Source organism: Streptomyces sp. NPDC058701 (assembly GCF_042715295.1).
Taxonomy (GTDB): Bacteria; Actinomycetota; Actinomycetes; order Streptomycetales; family Streptomycetaceae; genus Streptomyces.
The window spans coordinates 1-23,958 of the sequence record NZ_JBHXSY010000032.1 but is presented as its reverse complement, the minus strand read 5'-3'; the positions used below and the strand labels follow the sequence as shown (position 1 = coordinate 23,958).

General features: G+C 73.4%; 24 protein-coding genes and 1 tRNA gene. 15 read left to right on the top strand and 10 right to left on the bottom strand.

Annotation, left to right across the window (positions count from 1 at the left end; all coding sequences use genetic code 11):
• Nucleotides 1-118: 118 nt before the first annotated feature.
• Genes ACFWW8_RS27735 through ACFWW8_RS27725 form a run of 3 tightly spaced genes read right to left on the bottom strand, consistent with a single transcriptional unit; the run spans nucleotide 119 to nucleotide 1,392 of the window.
• A complete protein-coding gene (locus tag ACFWW8_RS27735; RefSeq protein WP_386532456.1) occupies nucleotides 119-457 on the bottom strand; it encodes a DUF202 domain-containing protein in 339 nt (112 codons plus the stop codon).
• The gene (locus ACFWW8_RS27730; protein ID WP_267722598.1) at nucleotides 454-852 is read right to left on the bottom strand and encodes a YidH family protein; all 399 of its coding nucleotides are present in this window, start codon (nucleotides 850-852) and stop codon (nucleotides 454-456) included. Before ACFWW8_RS27730 ends, ACFWW8_RS27735 begins: the two co-directional genes overlap by 4 nt.
• A 9-nt stretch (nucleotides 853-861) precedes the next feature.
• Nucleotides 862-1,392: an NUDIX hydrolase gene (locus ACFWW8_RS27725; protein WP_386532453.1), complete on the bottom strand. Its 531-nt coding sequence runs from the start codon at nucleotides 1,390-1,392 to the stop codon at nucleotides 862-864.
• Between the two features lie 74 nt (nucleotides 1,393-1,466).
• Here ACFWW8_RS27725 and ACFWW8_RS27720 point away from each other — a divergent pair, with 74 nt between their 5' ends.
• Complete coding sequence (locus tag ACFWW8_RS27720; protein ID WP_386532451.1) at nucleotides 1,467-3,122, top strand: FAD-binding dehydrogenase; 1,656 nt, start codon at nucleotides 1,467-1,469, stop codon at nucleotides 3,120-3,122.
• 61 nt (nucleotides 3,123-3,183) lie between these two features.
• Here ACFWW8_RS27720 and ACFWW8_RS27715 read toward each other — a convergent pair whose 3' ends face one another.
• On the bottom strand, nucleotides 3,184-3,609 hold the full coding sequence (locus ACFWW8_RS27715; RefSeq protein WP_386532448.1) for an ASCH domain-containing protein: 426 nt from the start codon (nucleotides 3,607-3,609) through the stop codon (nucleotides 3,184-3,186).
• A gap of 263 nt (nucleotides 3,610-3,872) precedes the next feature.
• On the opposite strand from ACFWW8_RS27715, the gene ACFWW8_RS27710 reads away from it, so the two are divergent.
• The 3 genes from ACFWW8_RS27710 to ACFWW8_RS27700 all read left to right on the top strand — a co-directional run bounded on the left by ACFWW8_RS27710 (nucleotide 3,873) and on the right by ACFWW8_RS27700 (nucleotide 8,079).
• Complete coding sequence (locus tag ACFWW8_RS27710; protein WP_386532445.1) at nucleotides 3,873-4,820, top strand: hypothetical protein; 948 nt, start codon at nucleotides 3,873-3,875, stop codon at nucleotides 4,818-4,820.
• Nucleotides 4,821-4,859: 39 nt separating this feature from the next.
• The gene (locus ACFWW8_RS27705) at nucleotides 4,860-6,404 is read left to right on the top strand and encodes an APC family permease (protein WP_386532443.1); all 1,545 of its coding nucleotides are present in this window, start codon (nucleotides 4,860-4,862) and stop codon (nucleotides 6,402-6,404) included.
• 220 nt (nucleotides 6,405-6,624) lie between these two features.
• A complete protein-coding gene (locus tag ACFWW8_RS27700) occupies nucleotides 6,625-8,079 on the top strand; it encodes an amino acid permease (RefSeq protein WP_386532607.1) in 1,455 nt (484 codons plus the stop codon).
• 66 nt (nucleotides 8,080-8,145) lie between these two features.
• On the opposite strand, the gene ACFWW8_RS27695 is transcribed toward ACFWW8_RS27700, so the two are convergent.
• Complete coding sequence (locus ACFWW8_RS27695) at nucleotides 8,146-9,027, bottom strand: AraC family transcriptional regulator (RefSeq protein WP_386532605.1); 882 nt, start codon at nucleotides 9,025-9,027, stop codon at nucleotides 8,146-8,148.
• Here ACFWW8_RS27695 and ACFWW8_RS27690 point away from each other — a divergent pair.
• On the top strand, nucleotides 9,026-9,526 hold the full coding sequence (locus ACFWW8_RS27690; RefSeq protein WP_386532440.1) for a DUF2000 family protein: 501 nt from the start codon (nucleotides 9,026-9,028) through the stop codon (nucleotides 9,524-9,526). The genes ACFWW8_RS27695 and ACFWW8_RS27690 overlap by 2 nt on opposite strands.
• A gap of 226 nt (nucleotides 9,527-9,752) precedes the next feature.
• Here ACFWW8_RS27690 and ACFWW8_RS27685 read toward each other — a convergent pair.
• Nucleotides 9,753-9,840, bottom strand: a tRNA-Leu gene (locus ACFWW8_RS27685).
• Nucleotides 9,841-10,008: 168 nt separating this feature from the next.
• Between ACFWW8_RS27685 and ACFWW8_RS27680 the strand changes: the two genes are divergently transcribed.
• From ACFWW8_RS27680 to ACFWW8_RS27670, 3 genes are all read left to right on the top strand, one after another.
• The gene (locus ACFWW8_RS27680) at nucleotides 10,009-11,334 is read left to right on the top strand and encodes a M20/M25/M40 family metallo-hydrolase (RefSeq protein WP_351278811.1); all 1,326 of its coding nucleotides are present in this window, start codon (nucleotides 10,009-10,011) and stop codon (nucleotides 11,332-11,334) included.
• A gap of 129 nt (nucleotides 11,335-11,463) precedes the next feature.
• Entirely contained in the window at nucleotides 11,464-11,697 is a 234-nt protein-coding gene (gene chpH, locus ACFWW8_RS27675) for a chaplin ChpH (protein ID WP_383812603.1), read from the top strand.
• 159 nt (nucleotides 11,698-11,856) lie between these two features.
• On the top strand, nucleotides 11,857-12,681 hold the full coding sequence (locus ACFWW8_RS27670) for a chaplin (protein ID WP_386532436.1): 825 nt from the start codon (nucleotides 11,857-11,859) through the stop codon (nucleotides 12,679-12,681).
• A gap of 48 nt (nucleotides 12,682-12,729) precedes the next feature.
• Here ACFWW8_RS27670 and ACFWW8_RS27665 read toward each other — a convergent pair whose 3' ends face one another.
• A complete protein-coding gene (locus tag ACFWW8_RS27665; RefSeq protein WP_031146791.1) occupies nucleotides 12,730-12,918 on the bottom strand; it encodes a DUF5703 family protein in 189 nt (62 codons plus the stop codon).
• Nucleotides 12,919-12,965: 47 nt separating this feature from the next.
• On the opposite strand from ACFWW8_RS27665, the gene ACFWW8_RS27660 reads away from it, so the two are divergent.
• On the top strand, nucleotides 12,966-13,643 hold the full coding sequence (locus tag ACFWW8_RS27660) for a hypothetical protein (protein ID WP_386532433.1): 678 nt from the start codon (nucleotides 12,966-12,968) through the stop codon (nucleotides 13,641-13,643).
• Nucleotides 13,644-13,710: 67 nt separating this feature from the next.
• Here the strand turns inward: ACFWW8_RS27660 and ACFWW8_RS27655 are convergent, their stop codons facing one another.
• Nucleotides 13,711-15,933 (bottom strand): helix-hairpin-helix domain-containing protein, encoded by a 2,223-nt coding sequence (locus ACFWW8_RS27655; RefSeq protein WP_386532430.1) that lies wholly within the window; start codon nucleotides 15,931-15,933, stop codon nucleotides 13,711-13,713.
• Nucleotides 15,930-16,913 (bottom strand): aldo/keto reductase, encoded by a 984-nt coding sequence (locus ACFWW8_RS27650; RefSeq protein ID WP_386532427.1) that lies wholly within the window; start codon nucleotides 16,911-16,913, stop codon nucleotides 15,930-15,932. The genes ACFWW8_RS27655 and ACFWW8_RS27650 overlap by 4 nt, the downstream gene beginning before the upstream one ends.
• Before the next feature lie 105 nt (nucleotides 16,914-17,018).
• Between ACFWW8_RS27650 and ACFWW8_RS27645 the strand changes: the two genes are divergently transcribed.
• Complete coding sequence (locus ACFWW8_RS27645) at nucleotides 17,019-18,068, top strand: LLM class F420-dependent oxidoreductase (RefSeq protein ID WP_386532425.1); 1,050 nt, start codon at nucleotides 17,019-17,021, stop codon at nucleotides 18,066-18,068.
• 224 nt (nucleotides 18,069-18,292) lie between these two features.
• Nucleotides 18,293-19,081 (top strand): ferritin-like domain-containing protein, encoded by a 789-nt coding sequence (locus ACFWW8_RS27640; RefSeq protein ID WP_386532423.1) that lies wholly within the window; start codon nucleotides 18,293-18,295, stop codon nucleotides 19,079-19,081.
• Nucleotides 19,082-19,180: 99 nt separating this feature from the next.
• Here ACFWW8_RS27640 and ACFWW8_RS27635 read toward each other — a convergent pair whose 3' ends face one another.
• Nucleotides 19,181-20,164: a magnesium and cobalt transport protein CorA gene (locus ACFWW8_RS27635; protein ID WP_386532421.1), complete on the bottom strand. Its 984-nt coding sequence runs from the start codon at nucleotides 20,162-20,164 to the stop codon at nucleotides 19,181-19,183.
• A gap of 62 nt (nucleotides 20,165-20,226) precedes the next feature.
• On the opposite strand from ACFWW8_RS27635, the gene ACFWW8_RS27630 reads away from it, so the two are divergent.
• From ACFWW8_RS27630 to mshC, 4 genes are all read left to right on the top strand, one after another.
• Nucleotides 20,227-20,955, top strand: coding sequence for a histidine phosphatase family protein (locus tag ACFWW8_RS27630; protein WP_386532419.1), 729 nt, complete (start codon nucleotides 20,227-20,229; stop codon nucleotides 20,953-20,955).
• A gap of 77 nt (nucleotides 20,956-21,032) precedes the next feature.
• On the top strand, nucleotides 21,033-21,623 hold the full coding sequence (locus ACFWW8_RS27625; protein ID WP_386532416.1) for a DUF3090 domain-containing protein: 591 nt from the start codon (nucleotides 21,033-21,035) through the stop codon (nucleotides 21,621-21,623).
• Nucleotides 21,587-22,471, top strand: coding sequence for an SCO1664 family protein (locus tag ACFWW8_RS27620; RefSeq protein ID WP_386532414.1), 885 nt, complete (start codon nucleotides 21,587-21,589; stop codon nucleotides 22,469-22,471). The genes ACFWW8_RS27625 and ACFWW8_RS27620 overlap by 37 nt, the downstream gene beginning before the upstream one ends.
• A gap of 110 nt (nucleotides 22,472-22,581) precedes the next feature.
• Complete coding sequence (mshC, locus tag ACFWW8_RS27615; protein ID WP_386532411.1) at nucleotides 22,582-23,811, top strand: cysteine--1-D-myo-inosityl 2-amino-2-deoxy-alpha-D-glucopyranoside ligase; 1,230 nt, start codon at nucleotides 22,582-22,584, stop codon at nucleotides 23,809-23,811.
• Nucleotides 23,812-23,958: the final 147 nt, after the last annotated feature.

The following is a 23,958-nucleotide window of genomic DNA, read 5'->3' as shown; positions in this document are numbered from 1 at the left end:
TCGTAGTGCGTGGGGTGCTCGTGGTGCAGGGTCGTCGTGACGCCGAGGCTGGGCGATCATCCCGAATCGCCCGTTGTCGGGCAGGGGCGCGGGGAAGGCCGATCATCGGACGGAAGGATCAGCCGCTCAGCGCCGGCAGGATGAGCAGCGCCATCGCGAAGACCGCCAGCGTCACCGTGCACGCCACCGTCGCCAGGGCCGCCCCGGACGCCAGCCCCCGCGGCCGGGCCGCCGCCGCCAGCTCCCGCATCCGCAGGTGCGCCACCCACAGGAACGCCAGCCAGAGCAGCACGATCACCCCCGCCCCCACGGCGTCCGCCGGGGTACCCGGCCCGCGCATCGCCTGGCGCAGCCCCAGCACCGCCGCGACCGAGCAGGCCAGCGTCGTACGCCGCCACGCGAGCCGGGTCCGCTCCGGCTGGAGCCCGGCGTCGCGGGCCGCCGCGGGGACGGTCACCGCCCCTTCGTCCAGCCCAGCAGCACGACCGCCATCATCGTCACCGCGACCAGCGCCACCCCCGCCGTCAGCAGTACCGGGAACCGCGACAGCGGCAGGTCCTCGCCCCGCCGCATCGCCCGCTCGCACCGCACCCAGTGGTTCAACGCCCGCACCGCGCAGGCCGCACCGACCGCGAGCAGCGCCAGCGCCATCCCGACCCGCACCGCCCACCGCAGGTCCGGCAGGAACTGGTCCACCGCGAACCCGCCGCCCACCAGCGCCAGGGCGGTCCGGATCCAGGCGAGGAAAGTCCGCTCGTTGGCCAGCGAGAACCGGTAGTCGGGGGTTTCGCCCTCGTCCTTCAGCCGCGCGGGCGCGAACCAGAGGCGGACGTCCTTGACGAAGTCGATCACCCGGTCAATCTACTGGCCCGGTCCACGGAACCCCCGCAGCCGCCGGTACGCCTCCAGCCCGTCCGGCACCCAGGGCCAGTCGCCCTCCGCCACCCGCCGCTCCAGCTCCGCTTCCGGCAGCCAGGCGTGCCAGTCCACCTCCGAGGCCTGCGGGTCGACCGGCAGCTCGCAGCGCACCTCGTGCACGAACGACCACCAGGACCCGCCCTCGCCCTCGTACAGGAACTTGAACAGCGGTACGGGCTGCGGCAGCCCGCGCACCCCGAGCTCCTCCTCCGCCTCCCGCAGCGCGGCCCGCGCGTAGTCCTCGCCGGCGCCGACCACCCCGCCCACGAACATGTCGTAGGACGCGGGGAAGACCAGTTTCGACGCCGTCCGGCGGTGCACGAAGATCCGCCCCTCCGCGTCCCGGGCGCGCACGAACACGCAGCGATGGATCAGGCCGCGGGCGTACACCTCGCCGCGCGGGGCCCGCCCCGTCACCCGGTCGTCCCGGTCCACCACGTCCAGCACTTCGTCGGCAGCACTCACACGGTTCATCCAACCACCCCTGTTGACGGGTTACCGGTCCGTAGCCAAGGATCGCCCCACCACCGACGGAGGACGGGTTCCGCATGACGTACGACGCAGACGTGATCGTGATCGGGGCCGGGCTCGCGGGCCTGGCGGCCACCGCCGAGCTCGTCGACGCGGGCCGCAAGGTGATCCTGCTCGACCAGGAGCCGGAGCAGTCGATCGGCGGCCAGGCGCACTGGTCCTTCGGCGGCCTCTTCTTCGTGGACTCGCCCGAGCAGCGCCGGATGCGCATCAAGGACACCCGGGACCTCGCCCTCCAGGACTGGATGGGCACCGCCGGGTTCGACCGCGCGGAGGACGCCTGGCCGCGCCGCTGGGCCGAGGCGTACGTCGACTTCGCGGCCGGCGAGAAGCGCTCCTGGCTGCACCGGCAGGGCGTGCGCTTCTTCCCCGTCGTCGGCTGGGCGGAGCGCGGCGGCTACGACGCCAACGGCCACGGGAACTCCGTCCCCCGCTTCCACATCACCTGGGGCACCGGCCCCGGGCTCGTCGCACCCTTCGAGCGCCGGGTCCGGGCCGGGGTCGCCCGCGGCCTGGTCACGCTGAAGTTCCGCCACCGCGTCACCGGCCTCTCCCGTACGGCGGGCTCCGTGGACACCGTCACCGGCGAGGTCCTGGAGCCCTCTGACGCCGTACGGGGCACCGCGAGCGGCCGCGGGGCCACCGGCTCCTTCTCGCTGCGGGCCCAGGCCGTGATCGTGACCAGCGGCGGCATCGGCGGCAATCACGACCTGGTCCGCGCCCAGTGGCCCGCCCGTCTCGGCACCCCGCCGCGGCGGATGCTCTCCGGCGTCCCGGCGCACGTGGACGGCCTGATGCTGGGCATCGCCGAGGCGGCGGGGGCCAGCCACATCAACAAGGACCGGATGTGGCACTACACCGAGGGCATCGAGAACTGGGACCCGATCTGGAACCGGCACGGCATCCGCATCCTGCCCGGCCCCTCCTCGCTGTGGCTGGACGCCACCGGCCGCCGGCTGCCCGTACCGCTCTTCCCGGGCTTCGACACCCTCGGCACCCTCGACCACATCATGAGGACCGGCCACGACCACACCTGGTTCGTGCTGAACCAGCGCATCATCGGCAAGGAGTTCGGGCTCTCCGGCTCCGAGCAGAACCCCGACCTCACCGGCCGGTCCGTCCGGCAGGTCATCGACCGGGCGCGCCAAGCCGTCCCGGGTCCGGTGAAGGCGTTCATGGACAACGGCGCCGACTTCGTCGTCGAGCGTGACCTGTCCGCCCTGGTCCGCGGGATGAACGCGGTCACCAAGGAGGACCTGCTCGACGAGGCGACCGTACGCGACCAGGTCGTGGCCCGGGACCGGGAGATCGCCAACCCCTTCACCAAGGACCTCCAGGTGATGTCGATCCACGGCGCCCGCAGGTACCTCGGCGACAAGCTGATCCGTACCGCGGCACCGCACCGGATCCTCGACCCCGCGGCCGGTCCGCTGATCGCCGTCCGGCTCTCGATCCTGACCCGCAAGTCGCTCGGCGGCCTGGAGACCGACCTCTCCTCGCGGGTCCTCACCGCGGAGGGCGAACCGCTGCCCGGCGTCTACGCGGCGGGCGAGGCGGCCGGGTTCGGCGGCGGCGGCGTCCACGGATACCGGGCCCTGGAGGGCACCTTCCTCGGCGGCTGCATCTTCTCGGGCCGGGCGGCGGGCCGCGCCGCCGCCGGGGCGGTCGGCTGAACCCCGCCGCGTGGACGCCGGGCGGACGTACCCGCCCGGCGTCCACGCCGACGGGTGGGTTTCAAGCCAGCCGCTCCACGACCCGGAACCGCTCCGCCACCACCTGCGTGTCGTCGTCGACCGTGTAGGCCGGATCCCCGACGGCCTCCCGCATCGGCGCGCTGTGCCAGAACCGTTCGTGCGCCGCGCGCCATTCGGCCACCGAGCCGTACCCCTCGCCCTCGTCCAGCGCGTGCCGCAGGTCCACGTCGGCCAGCCGCACCACCCGGACCCCGGTCACCTCCAAGACGGCCACCGGCCGCTCGTCGGAATCCACCAGCACCGCCCGCTGCCCGGCCTCCGGCAGGGGCTCGCCCTCCGCCTCGTACTCGGGCAGCAGTCCGGTGGTCGAGGTCTTCGCGCCGCTCAGTACCGCCGCCACCAGCCGGTCCCGCAGCGGCCCGGGGAAGCCCAGCAGGTACGGGGGGAGATCGTCGTATGTGCTCATGATCCGACCTTAGGACAGGGCCGGCGGCTACCCCGAATCGGTGCGGGAATCCCAACTCTCATCGTGGTGAGAGCAGTTGAAACCCGCCACCCAGTGGACTGGACCTTGACTCGGAGCTGTGCGTACCGCTTTGCTGTCGGTGATCACCGGTTCGCTCACCGGTACGAAACCCCGACTACCCGGCCTCACCACTCACGTGCAGCATGCACGCGATTCGGCCGGAGTTCGTCCCGTCCGCCCGTGTCCTGGAGGGAAAACCGCGGATGTCCCCGCCTCCGCCGCCCCTCGGCCGTACCCGCAAGCGCGACGCCCAGCTCTTCGACCCCGCCCTGTGCGACACCGAACTCGTCGAGGTCCGGACACAGTTCAGCCAGGGCCGCTGGGCCAAGGTCCGCTCCCTCCTCGCCGGAACCGGCGACGACTGGGACCGCAGGGGCCACCGCATCGTCGTCCTCGCCGAAACCCCGACGGCCGGCGCCTGGGCCCGCGAATGGCTGCTCGCCGAACCCGGCAGCGCCGACGCCTCCACCCTCCTGGCCTGCGCCGCCGTCTTCGCCGCACTGCGGGGCAAGGGCGCACCGGCCGCCGCCGAGGAGGCCTGCCGCCGCGCCGCCACCCTGCAGCCCGCGGACCCCACCCCCTGGCTGGGCCTGCTCCTCCTCTCCCGCGCGTTCGGCACCGAGGAGGAGTTCAGCCGTCACTTCGACCAGGTCCGGGCGCGGCACCGCGAGCACCACCACGCCCACCACCTGATGGTCGCCCGGCTCGCCGAGCGCGTCTGCGCGACCGGTCAGGACCCGCTCCACGAGGTGTACGACTTCGCCGCGTGGGCCGCCGAGGAGTCCCCGGCCGACTCGCCCCTCGCCGTGCTCCCCGTCATCGCGCACGCCGAGCGCTACCGCGTGCTCGCCGCCGCACACGGCCACGGTCCCGAGCACGCCGCCGACCACTGGTCCGGCCGCCGCGCCCGCCAGGTGCTGCGCTCCGCCTTCGACTGGTGGCTGGAGTGGGAGCGCGAGGACCACCCGCGCAACCGGGTCGACCTCAACTTCCTCGCCCACGCGAAGCTCTGCGAGGGCCGCCCCGCCGAGGCCGCCGCCCTCTTCCACCGGATCGGCAGCCACGCCACCAGCGCCCCCTGGTCCTATCCGGACCTCGACCCGCACAAGGCCTTCCTCGCCGCACGCAGTTCCGCGCTCGGCACCGCCTGACACCCTCCGGACGACCCGTACTCCCGAAAGGACGCCGCCATGCCGACGGGCAGATCCACCACGCTCCAAGACCGGCCCGAGATACGCACGTACAAGGGCCAGGACCGCGCCCTGCGCGCCGACCGCCTGGGCACCGCCGGACTGCTGCTGTCCGTCCTCGCCGCGAGCGCGCCCCTGATGGTCGTCGCCGGCGTCATGCCCACGACCTTCGGCGTCATGGGCATCGTCGGGCAGCCCCTGCTCTTCGTCATCCTCGGCATCGTCCTCGCGCTCTTCAGCATCGGCTACGCCGAGATGAGCCGGCACGTCCACAACGCCGGCGCGTTCTACGCGTACATCGCCCGCGGACTCGGACCCACCGCCGGCGCGGGCGCCTCGCTCGTCGCCCTCGTCGCGTACAGCTCCATGCAGGTCGGCGTCTTCGGCATCCTCGGCTTCGAGATCTCGGGCCTGTTCGCCACCTACCTGGACATCGAACTGGCCTGGTGGATCCCGGCCCTGCTCGCCGTCGCCGCCACCGGCGCCCTCGGCTGGCTGAAGATCGACCTCAACGCCAAGGTCCTCGGCGTCCTGCTCCTCATCGAGTGCGCCCTCGTCGTCATCTTCGACGTCGCGGCCCTCGGCAAGCCCGGCCCCGAAGGCCTCTCGCTCCACGCCTTCAACCCCGAGACCCTCACCGGCGCCGGCCTCGGCACCGCCCTGTGCTTCTGCATCGCCGCCTTCGTCGGCTTCGAGCAGTCCCCGGTGTACGCCGAGGAGACCAGCAAGCCGCACATCGTCGTCTCCCGGGTGATGTTCCTCGCCGTCGGCTTCGTCGCCCTCTTCTTCGCCTTCAGCGCCTGGGCCCTGACCGTCGCCACCGGCCCCTCCGAGGTCGTCAGGACCTCCGCCGAAGCCGGGCCCGGCCTGCTCTTCCAGCTCACCCAGGACCGCCTCGGCGGCACCTTCACCGACGTCCTGCACGTCCTCTTCGTGACCGGCATGTTCGCGGCCGTCCTCAGCTTCCACAACGTGGTCGCCCGCTACGCCTTCGCCATGGGCCGCGAGGGCCTGCTCCCGGCCGCCTTCGGCCGGACCAACCCCGGCACCGGTGCCCCCGGCACCGGCTCCCTGCTCCAGACCGGCATCGCCACCGTCGTCGTGATCGCCTTCGCCGTCACCGACGACCTGCCCGCCGGCGACCCGACCGCCCCCGTGCTCCACCTCTTCACGTGGATGGGCAGCGTCGGCGCCCTCGGCATCACCCTGCTGATGGCCGCCGCCTCCTTCGCCGTCATCGCCTTCTTCGTCCGCCGCGGCACCGCCGGCGTCCAGGTCTGGCGGCTCGTCGCGGCCGGCGCCGCCGGCCTCGCGCTCCTCGGCATCGCCGTCTACACCGTCAAGGACTTCGGCGTCCTGGTCGGCGCGGAGCAGGGCTCCGCCCTCAGCTGGGCCCTGCCCGGCATCATCGGCGCGGCCGTCGTGATCGGCCTGCTGTACGGAGTGGTGCTGCGCCGGCGCCGCCCCGAGGTGCACGCCCGCATCGGCCTGGGCAACGAAGCCTTCCGCCTCGACCAGGCGGCAGAGGCCGACACCGGCGACTAGCCTCGCTTTCCGCCTCCACCGAAGCCTCCGACACCCCATTCCAAGGTCGTCAGGGGCTTCGGTGCGCACGGGGCGTTTTTGGCGGGTAGCGGAGGCCCATGGTCTCCTGGGGCGATCAAAACGGCCGGACCACCGCACGGGGGACATCACGCAGCCCCCCGCGCGGCAGGCCCGGGCTCTGCCTGTCCCACCCACGAAGGCGAAGTCGTACATGAGTGACCTGAGTGACCGCACCCTGGCCGAGGCGCCCGCCCCGCAGGCGGCCCCGGCGGTGCCCGCCCGCCACGTCGATGCCGGCGACGAGGGCTACAGCAAGGACCTCAAGTCCCGCCACATCAACATGATCGCGATCGGCGGAGCCATCGGCACCGGCCTGTTCCTCGGAGCCGGCGGCCGCCTCGCCGGAGCCGGCCCGTCCCTCGCGATCGCCTACGCGGTCTGCGGCGTCTTCGCCTTCTTCGTCGTCCGCGCCCTCGGCGAGCTCGTGCTCTACCGCCCCTCCTCCGGAGCCTTCGTCTCCTACGCCCGCGAGTTCATGGGGGAGAAGGGCGCCTACACGGCCGGCTGGCTGTACTTCCTCAACTGGTCCACGACCACCGTCGCCGACATCACGGCCGCCGCGACCTACGCCCACTTCTGGTCGCTGTTCACCGACGTCCCACAGTGGGTCCTCGCCTTCGTCGCCCTCGCCATCGTCCTCACCGCGAACCTGATCTCGGTGAAGTACTTCGGCGAGATGGAGTTCTGGTTCTCCCTGGTCAAGGTCGCCGCCCTGACGGTCTTCCTGCTCGTCGGCATCTACCTCGTCGCCACCGGCCACCCCATCGACGGCCACACGCCGGGCCTGTCCACCGTCACCGACAGCGGCGGCCTCTTCCCCGTCGGCATGCTCCCGATGCTCCTGGTGATCCAGGGCGTGGTCTTCGCGTACGCCTCCGTGGAGCTCTGCGGCGTCGCCGCCGGCGAGACCGAGAACCCCGAGAAGATCATGCCGAAGGCGATCAACTCGATCATGTGGCGCGTCGGCATCTTCTACGTCGGCTCGGTCGTCCTCCTCGCGCTGCTGCTGCCGTACACCGCGTACTCCTCCGACCAGAGTCCCTTCGTCACCGTCTTCGACAAGCTGGGCGTCCCCGGCGCCGCGGGCATCATGAACCTGGTCGTCCTGACCGCCGCCCTCTCCAGCCTGAACTCCGGGCTCTACTCCACGGGCCGCATCCTGCGCTCGATGGCCATGTCCGGCTCCGCCCCCAAGTTCACCGGTGTCATGAACAAGGGCAAGGTCCCCTACGGCGGCGTCCTGTTCACCGCCGCCTTCGGCGTCGGGGGCGTCGGCCTCAACTACTTCATGCCGTCCGACGCCTTCGAGATCGTCCTGAACTTCGCCTCGCTCGGCATCCTGGGCACCTGGGCCATGGTCATGCTCTGCTCGCTCCACTTCTGGCGCCGCGCCCGCCAGGGCCTCCTGGAGCGCCCCTCCTACCGCCTGCCCTGGGCCCCGTACACCCAGCTCGTGACCCTGCTCTTCCTCGTCACGGTCCTGGTCCTGATGTGGTCGGACGGCGGTGTGGGCCGCACCACGGTCCTGTTCGTCCCGCTCATCGGCGCGGCCCTGGTGGGCGGCTGGTTCCTGGTCCGCCGCCGCGCGGCGGAGATCGCCGCGACCCGCTCCTGACCGGCGCCCCGGTTCGGCCCGGTCCCCCCCCCGAACGGCAGCGGCGGCGAACGCGGCTCCGCGCCGTCAGCCCCGGGACACCGCGGAGCGGGCGTAGCGCCCGGGGGTGGTGCCCACGACGCGCTTGAAGTGCCGGGTGAGGTGGGACTGGTCGTGGAATCCCGCCTCGGTTGCCACCTCGGCCGCCGGGCGGCCGTCGAGCAGCAGCCGGCGGGCCAGGGCGACCCGGCGCGAGACGAGGTACTGGTGCGGGGCGATGCCGAACGCGGCGCTGAACGAGCGCACGAGATGGGCCGGATGGGCTTGAACCACACCGGCCGCTTCCGGCAGGGAGATGCCCGCGACCGCCCGCTCGTCGAGGAGCTCGCGCAGGCTGTGCGCGATGCCGTGGCGGGTGCTGCCGCCGCCGAGCGGCGCGGCGCGCCCGCCGGGGAGTTCGAGGCGCGGCCGGAGCAGCACGCGCAGCCGTTCGCCGATCAGGGCCAGCCGGCTCTCGGCCTCGAACTCGTCACCGGGGCAGGTCAGGGCCCGGTGGAGCTGCCCGACGCGTCGCCGCAGGACCGGGTCGGCGAGGTCCGGACCGTCCACGGCGGCGCCGGTGAAGTGCTCGTCCAGCACGGTCGTGTCGAGGTAGACGACCCGCTTGCGGAACCCGGCGGGGGAGGCGGCCGAGCCGTTGTGCGGAACCCGGGGCGGAAGCAGGCTCACGGTGCCGCCCGGGGTGCCGCGCCGGTGGCGGTCCAGGTCGTAGCGCACGGCGCCGTCATCGACGATCAGCAGCGTCCACTCGTCGTGGACGTGCATGGGGTACGCGTGTGCGGTGAAGCTGGCGTGGAAGACCTCGACGACACCCGCGACCCGCGGGCGCCAGGCCGAGACCTCCTGCTGGAGCTGCACGCAAAGAACGTACAAGACGTGGCGAGCGCGCACCCGGCAGTCTCGGGCCATGAGCATCGAGACGACGAACGAGAACGACGAGCAGGGCGAACGGGTCGGACCGGGGGAACGGGACGTGCAGGGAGCCGCGGACGGGCCCGTGCGGTTCGACACCAAGATCGCGGTGCTGCTGCGCGACGACCTGGAGCCGTGGCAGCGGCTGAACGTCACCGCGTTCCTCGTCAGCGGACTGGGAACGGTCCTCCCCGAGGTGGTCGGCGAGCCGTACCGGGACGCCGACGGAACGTCCTACCTGCCGATGTTCCGGCAGCCCGTCCTGGTCTTCGAGGGCGGGAGGGACACGGTGAGGGCCGCGCACGACCGGGCGGTGCGGCGAGGGCTGCCGACCGGGGTGTTCACCGCCGACCTGTTCGGCACGGGCCACGACCGGGCGAACCGGGCCGCGGTGGCGGCGGTGGGCAAGGACGGGCTCGACCTGGTCGGCATCTCCGTCCACGGGCCGCGCAACGCCGTGGACAAGGTCCTCAAGGGCACCCGCATGCACCGGTGACCACCGCTCGGCAGCCCGCCGGCAGGGGGAAGGCAACCGCCGGGGAGCGGCCACGGGCAGGAAGCGCAGCGCTGTGCATCGGTTCCACCGTTCCGCCAGGGCGCTTTGGAAGGTCCGGCCGGGGGCCGGGCACGGGCCCCTGCTACGCCCAACGCGTCCGCGGCGCCCCCGGACACCCGCTCTCCCCGGAAAAACAGAAAAACCCCAGATCAACTGGGGTTCCTGCTGGTGTCCGAGGGGGGACTTGAACCCCCACGCCCGATAAAGGGCACTAGCACCTCAAGCTAGCGCGTCTGCCATTCCGCCACCCGGACAAGGTGTCTGTCTCGCGTCCCTCGCGGGCCGTTCCGACGTGGAAAACATTACCAAACAATCCGGGGTCCTCGATCACACCCCCCGGCGGCCGGGGATCGCCCTTGGGGAGAACGGTCCGGGGGGCGAGGATGGGAGGCAGTCCGGTACCGATCAGTGGGAGGAACAGCGTGAGCGAGTCGAGCGCGGGCAGGACCGTCTCCGGCGAGGACGAGGTGGTGGACCTCTGCCGGGACCTCATCCGGATCGACACCAGCAACTACGGAGACCACTCGGGCCCGGGCGAGCGCAAGGCGGCCGAGTGGGTCGCCGAGCAGCTCGCGGAGGTCGGGCTGGAGCCGCAGATCTTCGAGTCGCACAAGGGGCGCGCCTCGACGGTGGCACGGATCGAGGGCGAGGACCCGTCGCGGCCGGCGCTGCTGATCCACGGGCACACCGACGTGGTCCCGGCCAACGCCGCCGACTGGACCTACGACCCCTTCGCGGGCGAGATCGCCGACGGCTGCCTGTGGGGCCGCGGCGCCGTCGACATGAAGGACATGGACGCGATGACGCTGGCCGTCGTGCGCGACCGGATGCGCAGCGGGCGCAAGCCCCCGCGCGACATCGTCCTCGCCTTCCTCGCCGACGAGGAGGCCGGCGGGATCTACGGGGCCCGCCACCTCGTCGACAAGCACCCGGGGCTGTTCGAGGGAGTCACCGAGGCGATCGGCGAGGTCGGCGGCTTCTCCTTCACGGTCAACGAGAACCTGCGCCTCTATCTGGTGGAGACCGCCCAGAAGGGCATGCACTGGATGCGCCTGACGGTGGAGGGCACCGCGGGCCACGGATCCATGACCAACAACGACAACGCCATCACGGAGCTGTGCGAGGCCGTGGGCCGGCTCGGCCGCCACCAGTGGCCGGTGCGGGTGACCAAGACCGTACGGTCGTTCCTCGACGAGCTCTCCGACGCGCTCGGCACCCCGCTGGACCCCGACAACATGGACGCCACGCTCGCCAAGCTGGGCGGCATCGCCAAGATGGTCGGCGCCACCCTGCGCAACTCGGCCGCTCCGACGATGCTCGGCGCCGGTTACAAGGTCAACGTGATCCCCGGCCAGGCCACGGCCCACGTGGACGGCCGCTTCCTGCCCGGCTACGAGGACGAGTTCTTCGCCGACCTCGACCGCATCCTCGGGCCGCGGGTCAAGCGGGAGGACGTGCACGGGGACAAGGCGCTGGAGACGGACTTCGACGGCCGGCTCGTCGACGCCATGCAGGGCGCGCTGCGGGCAGAGGACCCCATCGCGCGGGCGGTCCCGTACATGCTGTCGGGCGGTACGGACGCGAAGTCCTTCGACGACCTCGGCATCCGCTGCTTCGGCTTCGCGCCACTGCAGCTCCCGCCGGAGCTGGACTTCGCCGGGATGTTCCACGGCGTGGACGAACGCGTGCCGGTCGACGGGCTGAAGTTCGGTGTCCGGGTGCTCGACCGCTTCATCGACAACGCCTGAGATTCGCAGAGGTGTGCGCATTCCACTGAGAAGAGTGAATGCGCTCATACGCTCGTAGCCCTGGTGATCCCTCCTCGTTACAGGTGGTGCGGTCCGCGGCTGGGACCGCATTGCCTACTAGGAGGAACAATGATCAAGAAGGTTGTAGCCGCTGCGGCTGCCACTGGTGGCCTCGTTCTCGCGGGTGCGGGTCTGGCCGTCGCCGACGCGGGTGCCCAGGGTGCGGCCATCGGGTCCCCCGGTGTCCTGTCCGGCAACGTCGTCCAGGTTCCGGTTCACGTTCCCGTGAACGTCTGCGGCAACACGATCTCCGTGATCGGCCTGCTGAACCCGGCCTTCGGCAACACCTGCGTCAACGCCTGACGCGTCTGAACCACCGGGCCCCGGAACGCATTCCAGCGTTCCGGGGCCGCCGGGCTTTCCGGCCCGGTTCTACGGTCTTCGGCGGGGCGGCGGGGGAACCTGTACGGCCGGGCCGCCGGAACCACGCCCGAACACGTACACACCAGGGGACGAGTACAGATGCGACGACCGGCACAGGTCACCAGGAAGACTCTGATCACCATGGCGGCCGCGGGGGGTGTCCTCGCCCTGGGCGGGGGCTACGCGCACGCGGACGCCGGGGCCTCGGGGAAGGCGGCGAACTCGCCGGGACTGCTGTCCGGGAACCAGCTGCAGGCGCCCGTGGACGCTCCGGTGAACGCCTGCGGCAACACGGTGACGGTGGTGGGGGGCCTCAATCCGGCCTTCGGCAACCACTGCGCCCACCACTCGGGCAAGCCGAGCCGCCCGGACCACCCGGGACACCCGGGTCACCCCGGCCACCCCGGTCACCCGGGCGGCGGGGACGACGAGCCCTGCGACGACCACCCGGGTACGCCGGGCACTCCCGGTACGCCGGGCAACCCCGGGACTCCCGGTACGCCTGGCACTCCTGGAAACCCGGGCACTCCGGGCACGCCCGGTAACCCTGGCACCCCGGGTACGCCTGGCACCCCGGGTACGCCCGGCACCCCGGGTACGCCCGGCACCCCGGGTACGCCCGGCACCCCGGGCAACCCCGGCACCCCGGGTACGCCCGGCACCCCGGGCAACCCCGGCACCAGCACCCCGGGTACGCCCGGCAGCCCCGGCACCGGTACTCCCGGCAACCCCGGCCCGGGAACGGTCACCCCCGTCACGCACCCCGGTCCGGGGACGAGCACGGGTACGGGCACCGGCACCGGTGGGGCACCCGGGCTCGCCGCGACCGGCGCGGGCAGCGCCCTCACCGCCGGCCTCCCGCTCGCGGGCGGTCTGCTGCTGGCCGGCTCCGTGCTCTACCGGCGCTCCCGCAACGCGGCGTGAAAGCCGCCGGTGACGCGGACCCCACCCCCGGGGCCCGCGTCACCGGCGTCACCAGGTCGCGCGGACCTGGCGGATGATCCGGCGGCGCAGCCGCACGCGGCGGCTGCCGTCCCGGTGCAGGGTCAGGCGGTCGAGTTCCCAGTTCCCGTACTCGGCATGATCGGTCAACAGGCGGGTCGCCTCCTTACGAGGGACGCCGCGGGGTACGTACACGTCGACGAATTCGTATTCCGGCATCGCATCTATTGTGCGGGCAGAGCCCTGCTACGGATAGCGTCTACTCCATGTCTGATGCCGCTCTGCCCACTGTTGCCGAGGTACGCGCCGCCGCCGAGGCGGTCAAGGCCGCACTCGACCGTCACCTCGCCGCGGTCGAGCGCAGGACCGGGGACGAGGACCCGGATGTCTACGCCGCCTTCAATGAACTCGCCGCCGCCTCCGAGGAGTACGACGAACTCCTCTACGACCGCTACGACGAGGTCACCCCCTTCGAGATTCCCGCGCCCGAGGACGGCGTCCCGTACGCCGGCCCCGCCGACCCCGTCGCCTTCAGCGTGCTCATCCGCCGGGACTACGCCGTGGTCGAACCGCTTCGGCTGATCGCCCAGGCCGAGCGTGTCGCGGCGCACGACCGCGACGCCGAGCTCGTGGACGACGGCGGTACCGCGGGCGCGCTGGGCGTGCTCTTCGGGGAGTACGAGCCCGACGAGATCGCCTCCCGCTACAAGGAGTTCGGCCTGGAGGAGGGCGATTCCACCCTGTGGATCGCGGCCTCCGAGGAGGTGGCCGAACCGGGTGAGTGGCTGAACTCGCCCTTCGAGCACACCGGTCCGGAAGACGTCCTGCACCGGTTCGACGTCAGTTCCGTGTTCGACGAGGAGACCGACGAGTTCGACGACGAGGACGGGCCCGAGGACGACCGCGAGGACGAAGCGGCCCATCCGGGGCTGACCCCGGCCTGACCCGGCCGCCGTGGCCCGCGCCCCGCTGGGCGTGGGCCACGGCGTGCCTGCCGCCGCCCGGCTACCGCTACCGCGGCTGCTCCCGCGCCGACACCGCCAGCGCGGTCAGCAGGCCCGTCAGCCGGGTCGTACGCGGCTTCGGCAGGACCTCCGCCACCGCCCGCGGCAGCGCTTGGTCGACGCCGTGGACCACCGACAGGTGCCGCTCCGCGCATCCGAACGCCGTGTACACCCAGTCCCGCGACAGGGACTCCGCCGCGTCGCCGGGCAGGACGACGACCGCCGCCGGCCAGCGCGTCCCGACCGCCTGGTGCGCCGTCACCGCCCAGCCGTGCCGTACCTGCCCCTCCACCAGCTCCTTCGGTACGACCACCCGCGCGCCCGCGCGGTCCAGGTGCAGCCCCTCCGCGTCGGCCGACACCACCCGGGCCGGCAGGGCCCGCCCGGGCGAGGGCACGTGGACGACGCGGTCGCCGGGGTCGAAGCCGCCGAAGCGGCCGGGACCGGGGTTCAGCCGTTCCTTCAGCGCCGCGTTCAGAGCCCGGGTCCCCGCCGCACCGCCGTGGCCCGGGGTGATCACCTGGACACCGTCCGCCGGAATGCCGAACGCCCGCGGCACCGACTCGGCCACCAGCTGCACCGTGCGGTGCACGGCCTCGCCGGCGTCCCGCACCGGGACGATGACGACTTCCTTGCCGGGGGCTTCGACCTGGTAGAGCTCCCCGATCCCGATCCCCGAGACCAGCTCGCCGACCGGGCCCGGGTCGGGGGTGCGGGAGACCAGCACGGGGCAGGTACGGGCCGCCAGTACGTCGGCGAAGACCCGGCCGGCCCCGGCGGACCCGAGGACCCCGGTGTCGCCGGACAGCACCAGCCGTGCCCCGTCCGGGACGGACTCCACGAGCGCGGCCGCCGTCTCGACGTCCAGCTGCGGCGCGTCCAGCACCACCAGCAGGTCCAGCGCGAACCGCCCGTCGGCGTCCCTCCCGGGCCCCTCCGTGCCGGCCAGCAGGCCCGCCGCGGTGACGGAGTCCGGGCCGCCGGGGGCGTGCGCGGCCAGGCAGGCGCGCAGCCCGAGCTCCCGGGCGGCCGCCAGCAGCGCGAGCGGTTCGGCGCGGGCCGCCCAGCCGCCGGTGTGGGCGACCACGCCGTTGGCCGCGACCGCGCGGATCAGCTCGGCGCCCGGTCCGGTGGCGGCGCCCTCCCAGTCCGCCGGGCCGTCGAAGGCGCTCGCGATGCGGGCCAGGCCGTCGGCCAGGCTCTCCTCGGCCATCGCGGCCCCCTCCAGGCCCACGAGGACGCGGACCGGCTGCTCCGCGTCCTCCTCCGCCGGCGGCGGGCCCAGCGGCTCGTGGAACACCAGCACCGAGCCGTCGGCGACCGCCTCGGCGAGGGCCCCGTCGGGCTCCGGTACGCCGTACTGGGCCAGGGCCTTCTCCAGAACCGGGGCCTCCAGCGCGGTGTGCCCCTTGAGGCCCGCCTGCACCAGCAGCCAGCCCAGCAGCGCCGCGGTGCGGCGCTCGTCCCCGGGACCGGCTCCGGGGCCCAGCAGGGCCCGGGCGAAGCCGTCCGCCTGGCTCGGGCGCACCGCGGGGACGGACAGGAGCCGCCAGGGGTCCTCGGCCAGCTCCTGCGCCGCGCCGTCGCCCAGGGCCGCGGCGACCGGAGCCGCGAGGTCCTCCGGGGCGCCGCCGCGGGTCAGGACCGCCCGTACGGCGTCCACGACCCCGGCGGAGGCTTGCGGCGCCGGAGCGGGGGCGGCCGCGGGCGTGCGCGGCGCCGGGGGAGCGGGAGCGGCCTTCCGCGGCGCGGCGGGGCCCTCGTCGAAGTACACGGCGGGCGCCTCGGCCCCGCTCTCCACGGCCCGTACGGCCGCCAGCAGGTCGGCGGCCCGGCCGCTGAGCTTCGCCCCGGCCTCGACCGGCGCTTCCCGTTCGGCCTTGCGCCGGGCGATGCGCTCCCGCTCGACCTTCTGCGCGGCCAGCTCGGCCTGCGCCTCGCTCAGCCCGGGAGCAACTGCCGGGGCGTCCGCCGCGGGTTCCGCCGGGGACGGACCGTCGGCGTCGGCACCGTCCGAAGCGGCACCGTCGGCGTCGGCACCCTCGGCACCGTCGGCGTCCTCAGCACCCGGGACGTCGCCCTCCGCGGCCGCCGGTTCCAGGCCGTCCTGCGCCTCCGCGGCCGCCTCCTCGGGGTGCGGCGGGGCGGGCTCGGATGCCGTGGGACCCTCCGGGCCGACGGCGCCGTCGGCGGGCTCCTCGGGGGTTTCCGTGGCGGGGTCCGTGCTCACAGCGTGCTCCAGTCCTGGTCGGGATAGCGGTGCACGGGCGCCGACACGTCGTCCAGCGCCCGGCAGATCTCCTCCGGAAGACTAAGGGCCTCCACCGACATCGCCGCCGCGAGCTGCTCCGAAGTCCGCGCGCCGACGATCGGCGCGACCACCCCGGGCCGGTCCCGGAGCCATGCCAGCGCGACCTGCAGCGGTGTCACCCCGAGCCCCTGGGCGGCGGTGACCACCGCGTCCACGATCCGGCCCGCCGCATCGTCCAGGTACGGCTCCACCAGCGCGGCCAGGGCCTCCGACGCGCCCCGGGAGTCCGCCGGGGTGCCGCCGCGGTACTTGCCCGTCAGGACGCCGCGCCCCAGCGGGGAGGAGGGCAGCAGCCCGATGCCCAGGTCGAGCGCGGCCGGCAGCACCTCCCGCTCCACGCCGCGCTGGAGCAGGGAATACTCCATCTGGGCCGAGGCGAGCCGGGTCCGGGTGCCCGGGGCGGCGAGCTGCCAGGTCGCCGCCTTCGCGAGCTGCCAGCCGCAGAATCCCGCCACGCCCGCGTACCGGGCACGGCCGCTGCTCACGGCCAGGTCCAGGGCTTGCAGGGTCTCCTCCAGCGGGGTCGCCGGGTCGAAGGCGTGGATCTGCCAGAGGTCCACGTAGTCGGTGCCGAGCCGGTCCAGGGAGGCGTCGAGGGCGGCCAGCAGGTGCCCGCGCGAGCCGTCGAACCGCCGGTCCGGATGCGGCACGCCGCCGGCCTTCGTGGCGATCACCAGGTCCCGGCGGGGGACGAGGCCCCCGACGACCTGCCCGAGGAGGTGCTCCGCCTCCCCGTCCCCGTACACGTCGGCGGTGTCGACGAGGGTGCCGCCCGCGTCCCAGAAGGTCTTCACCTGCTCGGCGGCGGCTTCCCCGCCGGTGTCGCGGCCCCAGGTCAGGGTGCCGAGGCCGATCCGGGAGACGCGCAGTCCGGTGCGGCCGAGATGCCTCTGCTCCATGAGCGCTGAGACTACTGGGGCACTGCCGCGGCGGAGCCGGGCGCGCTACAGTCCCCGCAGACCCACGTTACTCATGGGTACACCGGTACTGCGTAAGGGGACGACATGCGGCTCGGCATCAATCTCGGCTACTGGGGTGCGGGCATGGACGCCGACAACCTCGCCGTCGCCCAGGAGGCCGACCGGCTCGGCTACGACGTCTGCTGGGCCGCGGAGGCCTACGGCTCCGACGCCCCGACCGTGCTCGCCTGGGTCGCCGCCCAGACCGAGCGCATCGACGTCGGCTCGGCGATCCTCCAGATCCCGGCCCGCCAGCCCGCGATGACGGCCATGACGGCCGCCACCCTCGACTCCCTCACCGGCGGCCGCTTCCGCCTCGGCCTCGGCGTGTCCGGGCCGCAGGTCTCCGAGGGGTGGTACGGCGTCAAGTTCGACAAGCCCCTCGCCCGGACCCGGGAGTACGTGGAGATCGTCCGCAAGGCGATGACCCGCGAGCGCCTCTCCTACGAGGGTGAGCACTGGACCCTGCCGCTGCCCGGAGGCCCGGGCAAGCCGCTCAAGCTGACCGTGCACCCCGAGCGCGAGCACATCCCGCTCTACATCGCCGCCATCGGGCCGAAGAACCTGGAGCAGACCGGCGAGATCGCCGACGGCGCGCTGCTGATCTTCCCGGCCGCCGAGCACCTGGAGTCCACCGCGCTCACCCACATCCGGGCGGGCCGCGAGAAGGCCGGGCTCACCATGGACGGCTTCGACGTGTGCCCCACCGTGCCGCTGGCCCTCGGCGACGACGTGCACGCCCTCGCCGACGTGTTCCGCCCGTACACCGCGCTGTACGTCGGCGGCATGGGCAGCCGGAAGCAGAACTTCTACAACCAGCTGGCCCAGCGCATGGGCTACGAGAAGGAAGCCGCGGAGATCCAGGACAAGTACCTGGCCGGCGACAAGGCGGGCGCGGCCGCGGCCGTCCCGCACTCGCTGATCGACTCGACCGCCCTGCTCGGTCCGGTGGAGCGGATCGCGGACGGGATGCGGGCCTACGCGGAGGCCGGGGTCACCACGCTCACGCTCGCACCGGCCGGCTTCACCCGCGAGGAGCGGCTGGCCGCCCTGCGCGCCGGCACCGAGGCCATGGAACTCGCCGGACTGGCGTAGTCCCCGGCGAGCCGCCCCCGCGTACGCGGGGGCGGGGTCCGGGGGAGAGGTCTGCGGCCGTGGTGGGGGCTCGGGGGGTCTTCCCCGCCACGGCCGACACCGCCAACAACGCGCCGGGGGCCCGCGGGGTTACGCATCGGGGTCCGGCGTCCCGGTTCGTTCATTCGGACGAGTCGTGCGACCCCTCGGTTGCCCGCTCGGGGCAGCGGCGTTTGACTCGGTGCATGCTCTCTGCCCGCAGCCTGTTCCAGGAGATCGTCGACCACGACGACGCCTTCCAGCTGTTCTGCTCCATCGCCGCCAGCGGGGAGTCCCAGGGCGGCTGGGAGAACGCCCGCATCGCCGCCCTGGTGCCCGACGGCATGCGCGACCTCGCGCCCAAGATCACCCGGCACGGCGCCGACGAGGACAAGCACGGGCGGATCTTCAACGCCCTGCTCCGCAAGCGCGGACTGCCGCCGGTCCCCGTCCCGCCCGAGACCGACTACACGATGCTGCTGGAGCGGCGCGGCATCGGCCTGGCCCACGACAAGCTGCGCCGCGACGAGCCGCTGACCGAGGGGGACATCCTCGTCTACCTCGCGCACAGCCGCGTCACCGAACAGCGCGCCGCCGACCAGATGGTCATGCTCGTGCGGTACTTCGGCGACGACCCCGAGGTCGGCAAGGCCATCCGCATGATCAGCAACGACGAGGACAACCACCTCGCCTACTGCCACGAGGAACTGCTGCGCCTGGCCCGCGCGGGCCACGGCCGGACGATCCAACGGGTGCTCCGCGAGAGCGCGCTCGCCGAGATCGGCGTCTACCGGGACGTGAGCCTCGCCGTCATGGACCACATGGGACGCCTGCTGGGCTGGTCCGCGCCCAAGGCGGCCGCCCTGGCCGCCGGGATCCGCGGGATGCACGCGTACGAGCGGTTCAGCGGCTGGCACCGCATGGTGCGGCTGCACATGCCCGAGCGCCGCGACGCCCTGAGCGGCGCCCCGACCTCGGCACCCGAGTTCGCGTAGCGGCGCCCGGCACCCCCCACTCCCCACGCCCCGCAACCCCTGCAACCCGCGTACTCCGCTCCCGCCGCGCCCGTGCCGCGGCGGGAGCGGAGGGGCCGGCTACAGCCAGCCCCGGCGCTTGAACGTCCGGTGCAGGCCCAGGCACAGGCCCGCCATCAGCACGAGCACCGCGGGATAGCCCCAGGTGTGCCTCAGCTCCGGCATGTGGTCGAAGTTCATCCCGTAGATCCCCGCCACCATCGTCGGCACCGCCGCCATCGCCGCCCAGGCCGAGATCTTGCGCATGTCGTCGTTCTGCCGGACGCCCATCTGTGCCAGGTGCGCGGCGAGCGCGTCCGACAGCAGCCGGTCCAGGCCCTCGATGTACTCGTTCGCCTTGGTCAGGTGGTCCGCCACGTCCCGGAAGAACGGCTGCGCGTGCTCGTGGACGAACGGCACGCCCCCGAAGGCGAGCCGGTCCATCGGCTGGAGCAGCGGGCTCGTCGCCCGGCGGAACTCCAGCACCTGCCGCTTGAACCCGTAGATGCGGGCGGCGGTGTTCTTGGTGTCCGAGGCGTTCGGGGCGAACACCTCCGCCTCCAGCTCCTCCAGGTCCGCCTGGAGCTCGGCGGCCACCTCGATGTAGTGGTCCACCACGGCGTCGGAGACCGCGTACAGCACCGCCGTCGGGCCGTGCCGCAGGACCTGCGGCTCCAGCTCCAGCCGGTGCCGCACGGCGGCCAGCGGGGCGCCCTCGCCGTGCCGGACCGTGACGACGAAGCAGTCGCCGATGAACACCATCAGCTCGCCCGCGGTGACCGTGTCGGTGGCATCGTCGTACTGCACCGGCTTGAGGACCACGAACAGCGAGTCGTCGTACACCTCCAGCTTCGGCCGCTGGTGCGCGGTCAGCGCGTCCTCCACCGCGAGCGGGTGCAGCCCGAACTCCCTGCGGACGTGGTCGAACTCCTTCTCCGACGGCTCGTGCATCCCGACCCAGAGGAAGGAGCCGCCGGTCGCCCGCGCCTCGCCGAGGGCGTCGGAGAAGTCTCCGGGAGCCTCGGACCGACGGCCGTTCCGGTACATCGCGCAGTCCACAATCACCCGGGCATTGTTCCCTGCCGGGGGCCGGCCCGCACGCCGACGGCACCGCTTACCCTTGCGCCATGGCCACGCTGATCCTCGTACGACACGGGCGGTCCACCGCCAACACCGCTGGACTGCTCGCCGGATGGACCCCGGGAGTGGCCCTCGACGAGCGCGGCGCCGAGCAGGCCGCCGCGCTGCCCGGGCGGCTGGAGGGGGTGCCGCTCGCCGCCGTCGTCACGAGCCCGCTGCAACGCTGCCGGGAGACCCTCGCCCCGCTGCTGGCCGCCCGGCCCGGGCTGGAGCCGCACACCGACGAGCGGATCGGCGAGTGCCACTACGGCGACTGGTCCGGCCGCAAGCTCTCCGAACTGTCCGACGAACCGCTGATGAAGATCGTCCAGCAGCACCCCTCGGCCGTCTCCTTCCCCGGCGGGGAGTCCATGCGCGCCATGCAGGCCCGCGCGGTGGACGCCGTACGGGAGTGGAACGCGCGGATCGAGGAGGAGCACGGGAGCGACGCCGTCTTCCTCATGTGCTCGCACGGCGACATCATCAAGTCCCTCGTGGCCGACGCCCTGGGCATGCACCTGGACCTCTTCCAGCGCATCCACGTCGACCCCTGCTCGGTCACCGCGATCCGGTACACCCCGGTCCGGCCGTACGTCTTCCGGCTCGGGGACACCGGAGACCTCGGCGCACTCGTGCCGCGCCCGGCCTCCGAGGCGGCCGAAGAGCCCGGGGCGGCGGACCGGCGCACCGCGGACGGGGACGACGCCGTCGTGGGGGGCGGCGCGGGCGCCGTGTGATCGAACGGCGCAGTAGGGTGGTCGGGCCCACACTGGGGCGCAGGACTGCCCCCGCCGCCGAGACTTGGAGACTGGACGTGCCCCGTCAGGTGTTCCTCTACGACCCCCCGGACCGCTTCGTGGCCGGCACGGTCGGCCTTCCGGGACGCCGTACGTTCTTCCTGCAGGCCTCCTCCGGCCCCCGCGTCACCAGCGTCTCCCTGGAGAAGACCCAGGTCGCGGCGCTGGCCGAGCGGATGGACGAGCTGCTGGACGAGGTCGTGCGGCGTACCGGGGGCAATGCCCCGGTCCCGGCCGTGGCCCCCACCGAGGCGTCCGACACCGCGCCCCTGGACGTCCCCGTCGACGAGGAGTTCCGCGTCGGCACCATGGCTCTGGCCTGGGACGGCGAGGAGCAGCGGATGATCGTCGAGGCGCAGGCCCTGGTGGAGGTGGAGGCCGACTCCGACGAGGACCTGGCCGACGCCGAGGAGCGGCTGCTCCAGGACGAGGAGAACGGCCCGCCCATGCTGCGGGTCCGCCTCAGCGGCGCCCAGGCCCGGGCCTTCGCCAAGCGGGCCCTGGACGTGGTCAACGCCGGCCGACCGCCCTGCCCGCTGTGCAGCCTGCCGCTGGACCCGGAGGGGCACGTGTGCCCGCGCCAGAACGGCTACCGGCGCCAGGCGTGAGCACCACGGGGGAACACCGGGACCTGCTCGCCCTGGGCGAGCTGACCGTCGTCGGGCGCATCCGGGAGGCGTCCAACGCCGTCCTGCTGTGCACGGTCTCGTACGAGGGCGCCGCCACCGACTGCGTGTACAAACCGGTCAAGGGCGAGCGGCCGCTGTGGGACTTCCCCGACGGGAACCTCGCCCGGCGCGAGGTCGCCGCCTACCTGGTCTCCGAGGCCACCGGATGGGGCCTCGTACCGGAGACCGTCCTGCGCGACGGACCGTACGGCGAGGGCATGGTCCAGCGCTGGATCGAATCGGCCGACGCGGACACGGGCGAGGACGGCGACGGCGGTGAGGGGACCGCGGACGGCGGCCCGGGCAGCGGGCTCCTCGCGCTGGTCGAGGGCGAGGAGGCGGCGGAGGGCTGGAAGCCCGTCGCCCTGGCCGAGGTGGGCGAGGGCCGCACCGCCCTGCTCGTGCACGCGGACGACCCGCGGCTGCGCCGCATGGCCGTCCTCGACGCCGTGATCAACAACGGCGACCGCAAGGGCGGCCACCTGCTGCCCGCGCCCGACGGCCGCCTCTACGGCATCGACCACGGCGTGACCTTCCACACCGAGGACAAGCTGCGCACCCTCCTGTGGGGGTGGGCGGGCGAGCCGCTCACGGACGAGGCCCGCGAGGTCCTCGGTTCACTCGGCGCGCAACTGGCCGACGGGGCGCCGCTCGCCACCCGGCTGGCGGAGCTCGTCACGGCGGCCGAGGTGGCCGCCGTACGGGACCGGGTGGAGCAGCTGCTGCGCACCGGCACCCACCCGAAACCGACGGGGCAGTGGCCGGCGATCCCGTGGCCACCGGTCTGATCCGGCCAGCATCGATACGCATAGAATCGGCCAGACCGCAAGGGAGTCGATCAAGACAACAGTGCTGGTCCGGTTCGTTTCCGGAACATCCGTCCGGTTACGCTCATGCCATGCATGCCTGGCCCGCTTCTGAGGTCCCCGCCCTGCCCGGCAAGGGCCGCGACCTCCAGATCCACGACACCGCGACCCAGGGGACGATCACCCTCGCCCCCGGTCCCGTCGCCCGAATCTACGTCTGCGGCATCACGCCGTACGACGCGACCCACATCGGTCACGCGGCGACCTACAACGCGTTCGACCTCGTGCAGCGCGTGTGGCTCGACACCAAGAGGCAGGTTCACTACGTCCAGAACGTCACGGACGTGGACGACCCGCTCCTGGAGCGGGCCCAGCGCGACGGGCACGACTGGACCGAGCTGGCCGAGCGCGAGACCGCGCTCTTCCGCGAGGACATGACCGCCCTGCGGATGCTGCCGCCGCAGCACTACATCGGAGCCGTCGAGGCCATACCCGGCATCGTGCCGCTGGTCGAGCGGCTGCGCGACGCGGGCGCCGCGTACGACCTGGACGGCGACGTCTACTTCTCCGTCGAGTCCGATCCCCACTTCGGCGGGGTCTCGCACCTCGACGCCGAGGCGATGCGGCTGCTGTCCGCCGAACGCGGCGGCGACCCGGAGCGGCCGGGGAAGAAGAACCCGCTCGACCCGATGCTGTGGATGGCCGCCCGTCCCGGCGAGCCCAGCTGGGACGGCGGTTCGCTGGGCCGCGGCCGTCCGGGCTGGCACATCGAGTGCGTCGCCATCGCCCTGGACCACCTGGGCATGGGCTTCGACATCCAGGGCGGCGGCTCCGACCTGGTGTTCCCGCACCACGAGATGGGCGCCTCGCATGCGCAGGTGCTGACGGGCGAGTTCCCGATGGCCAAGGCGTACGTCCACGCCGGCATGGTGGCCCTGCACGGCGAGAAGATGTCGAAGTCCCGGGGCAACCTGGTCTTCGTCTCCGCCCTTCGGCGGGCCGGCGTCGACCCGGCGGCGATCCGCCTCGCCCTCCTGTCGCACCACTACCGGGCCGACTGGGAGTGGACGGACGCGGTGCTCGCCGAGGCGGTGGCCCGCCTGGAGCGCTGGCGCGCGGCCGTGTCCCGGCCGGACGGGCTTCCCGCGGACGCCCTGGTGGACGAGGTCCGCGCGGCCCTCTCCGCCGACCTGGACGCCCCGGCGGCGCTGGCCGCCGTGGACCGCTGGGTGGAGCTCCAGCTGGCCGGAGGCGGCGACGACGAGTCCGCCCCGGGCCTGGTCTCCCGTACCGTCGACGCCCTGCTGGGCGTGGCCCTGTAACCCTCCGGGCCGGCACCCGGGGGCCCCGCCCCCGGGCCCCGCGCCCCACACGCCGGCGGGGGGGGGGGGGGCCCGCCCCCCGGGCGCGGGGCCCGCCCGGGGGGGGGGGCGGGGGCCGGCCGCCGCGGGGCGAGGGGGTAATAAACA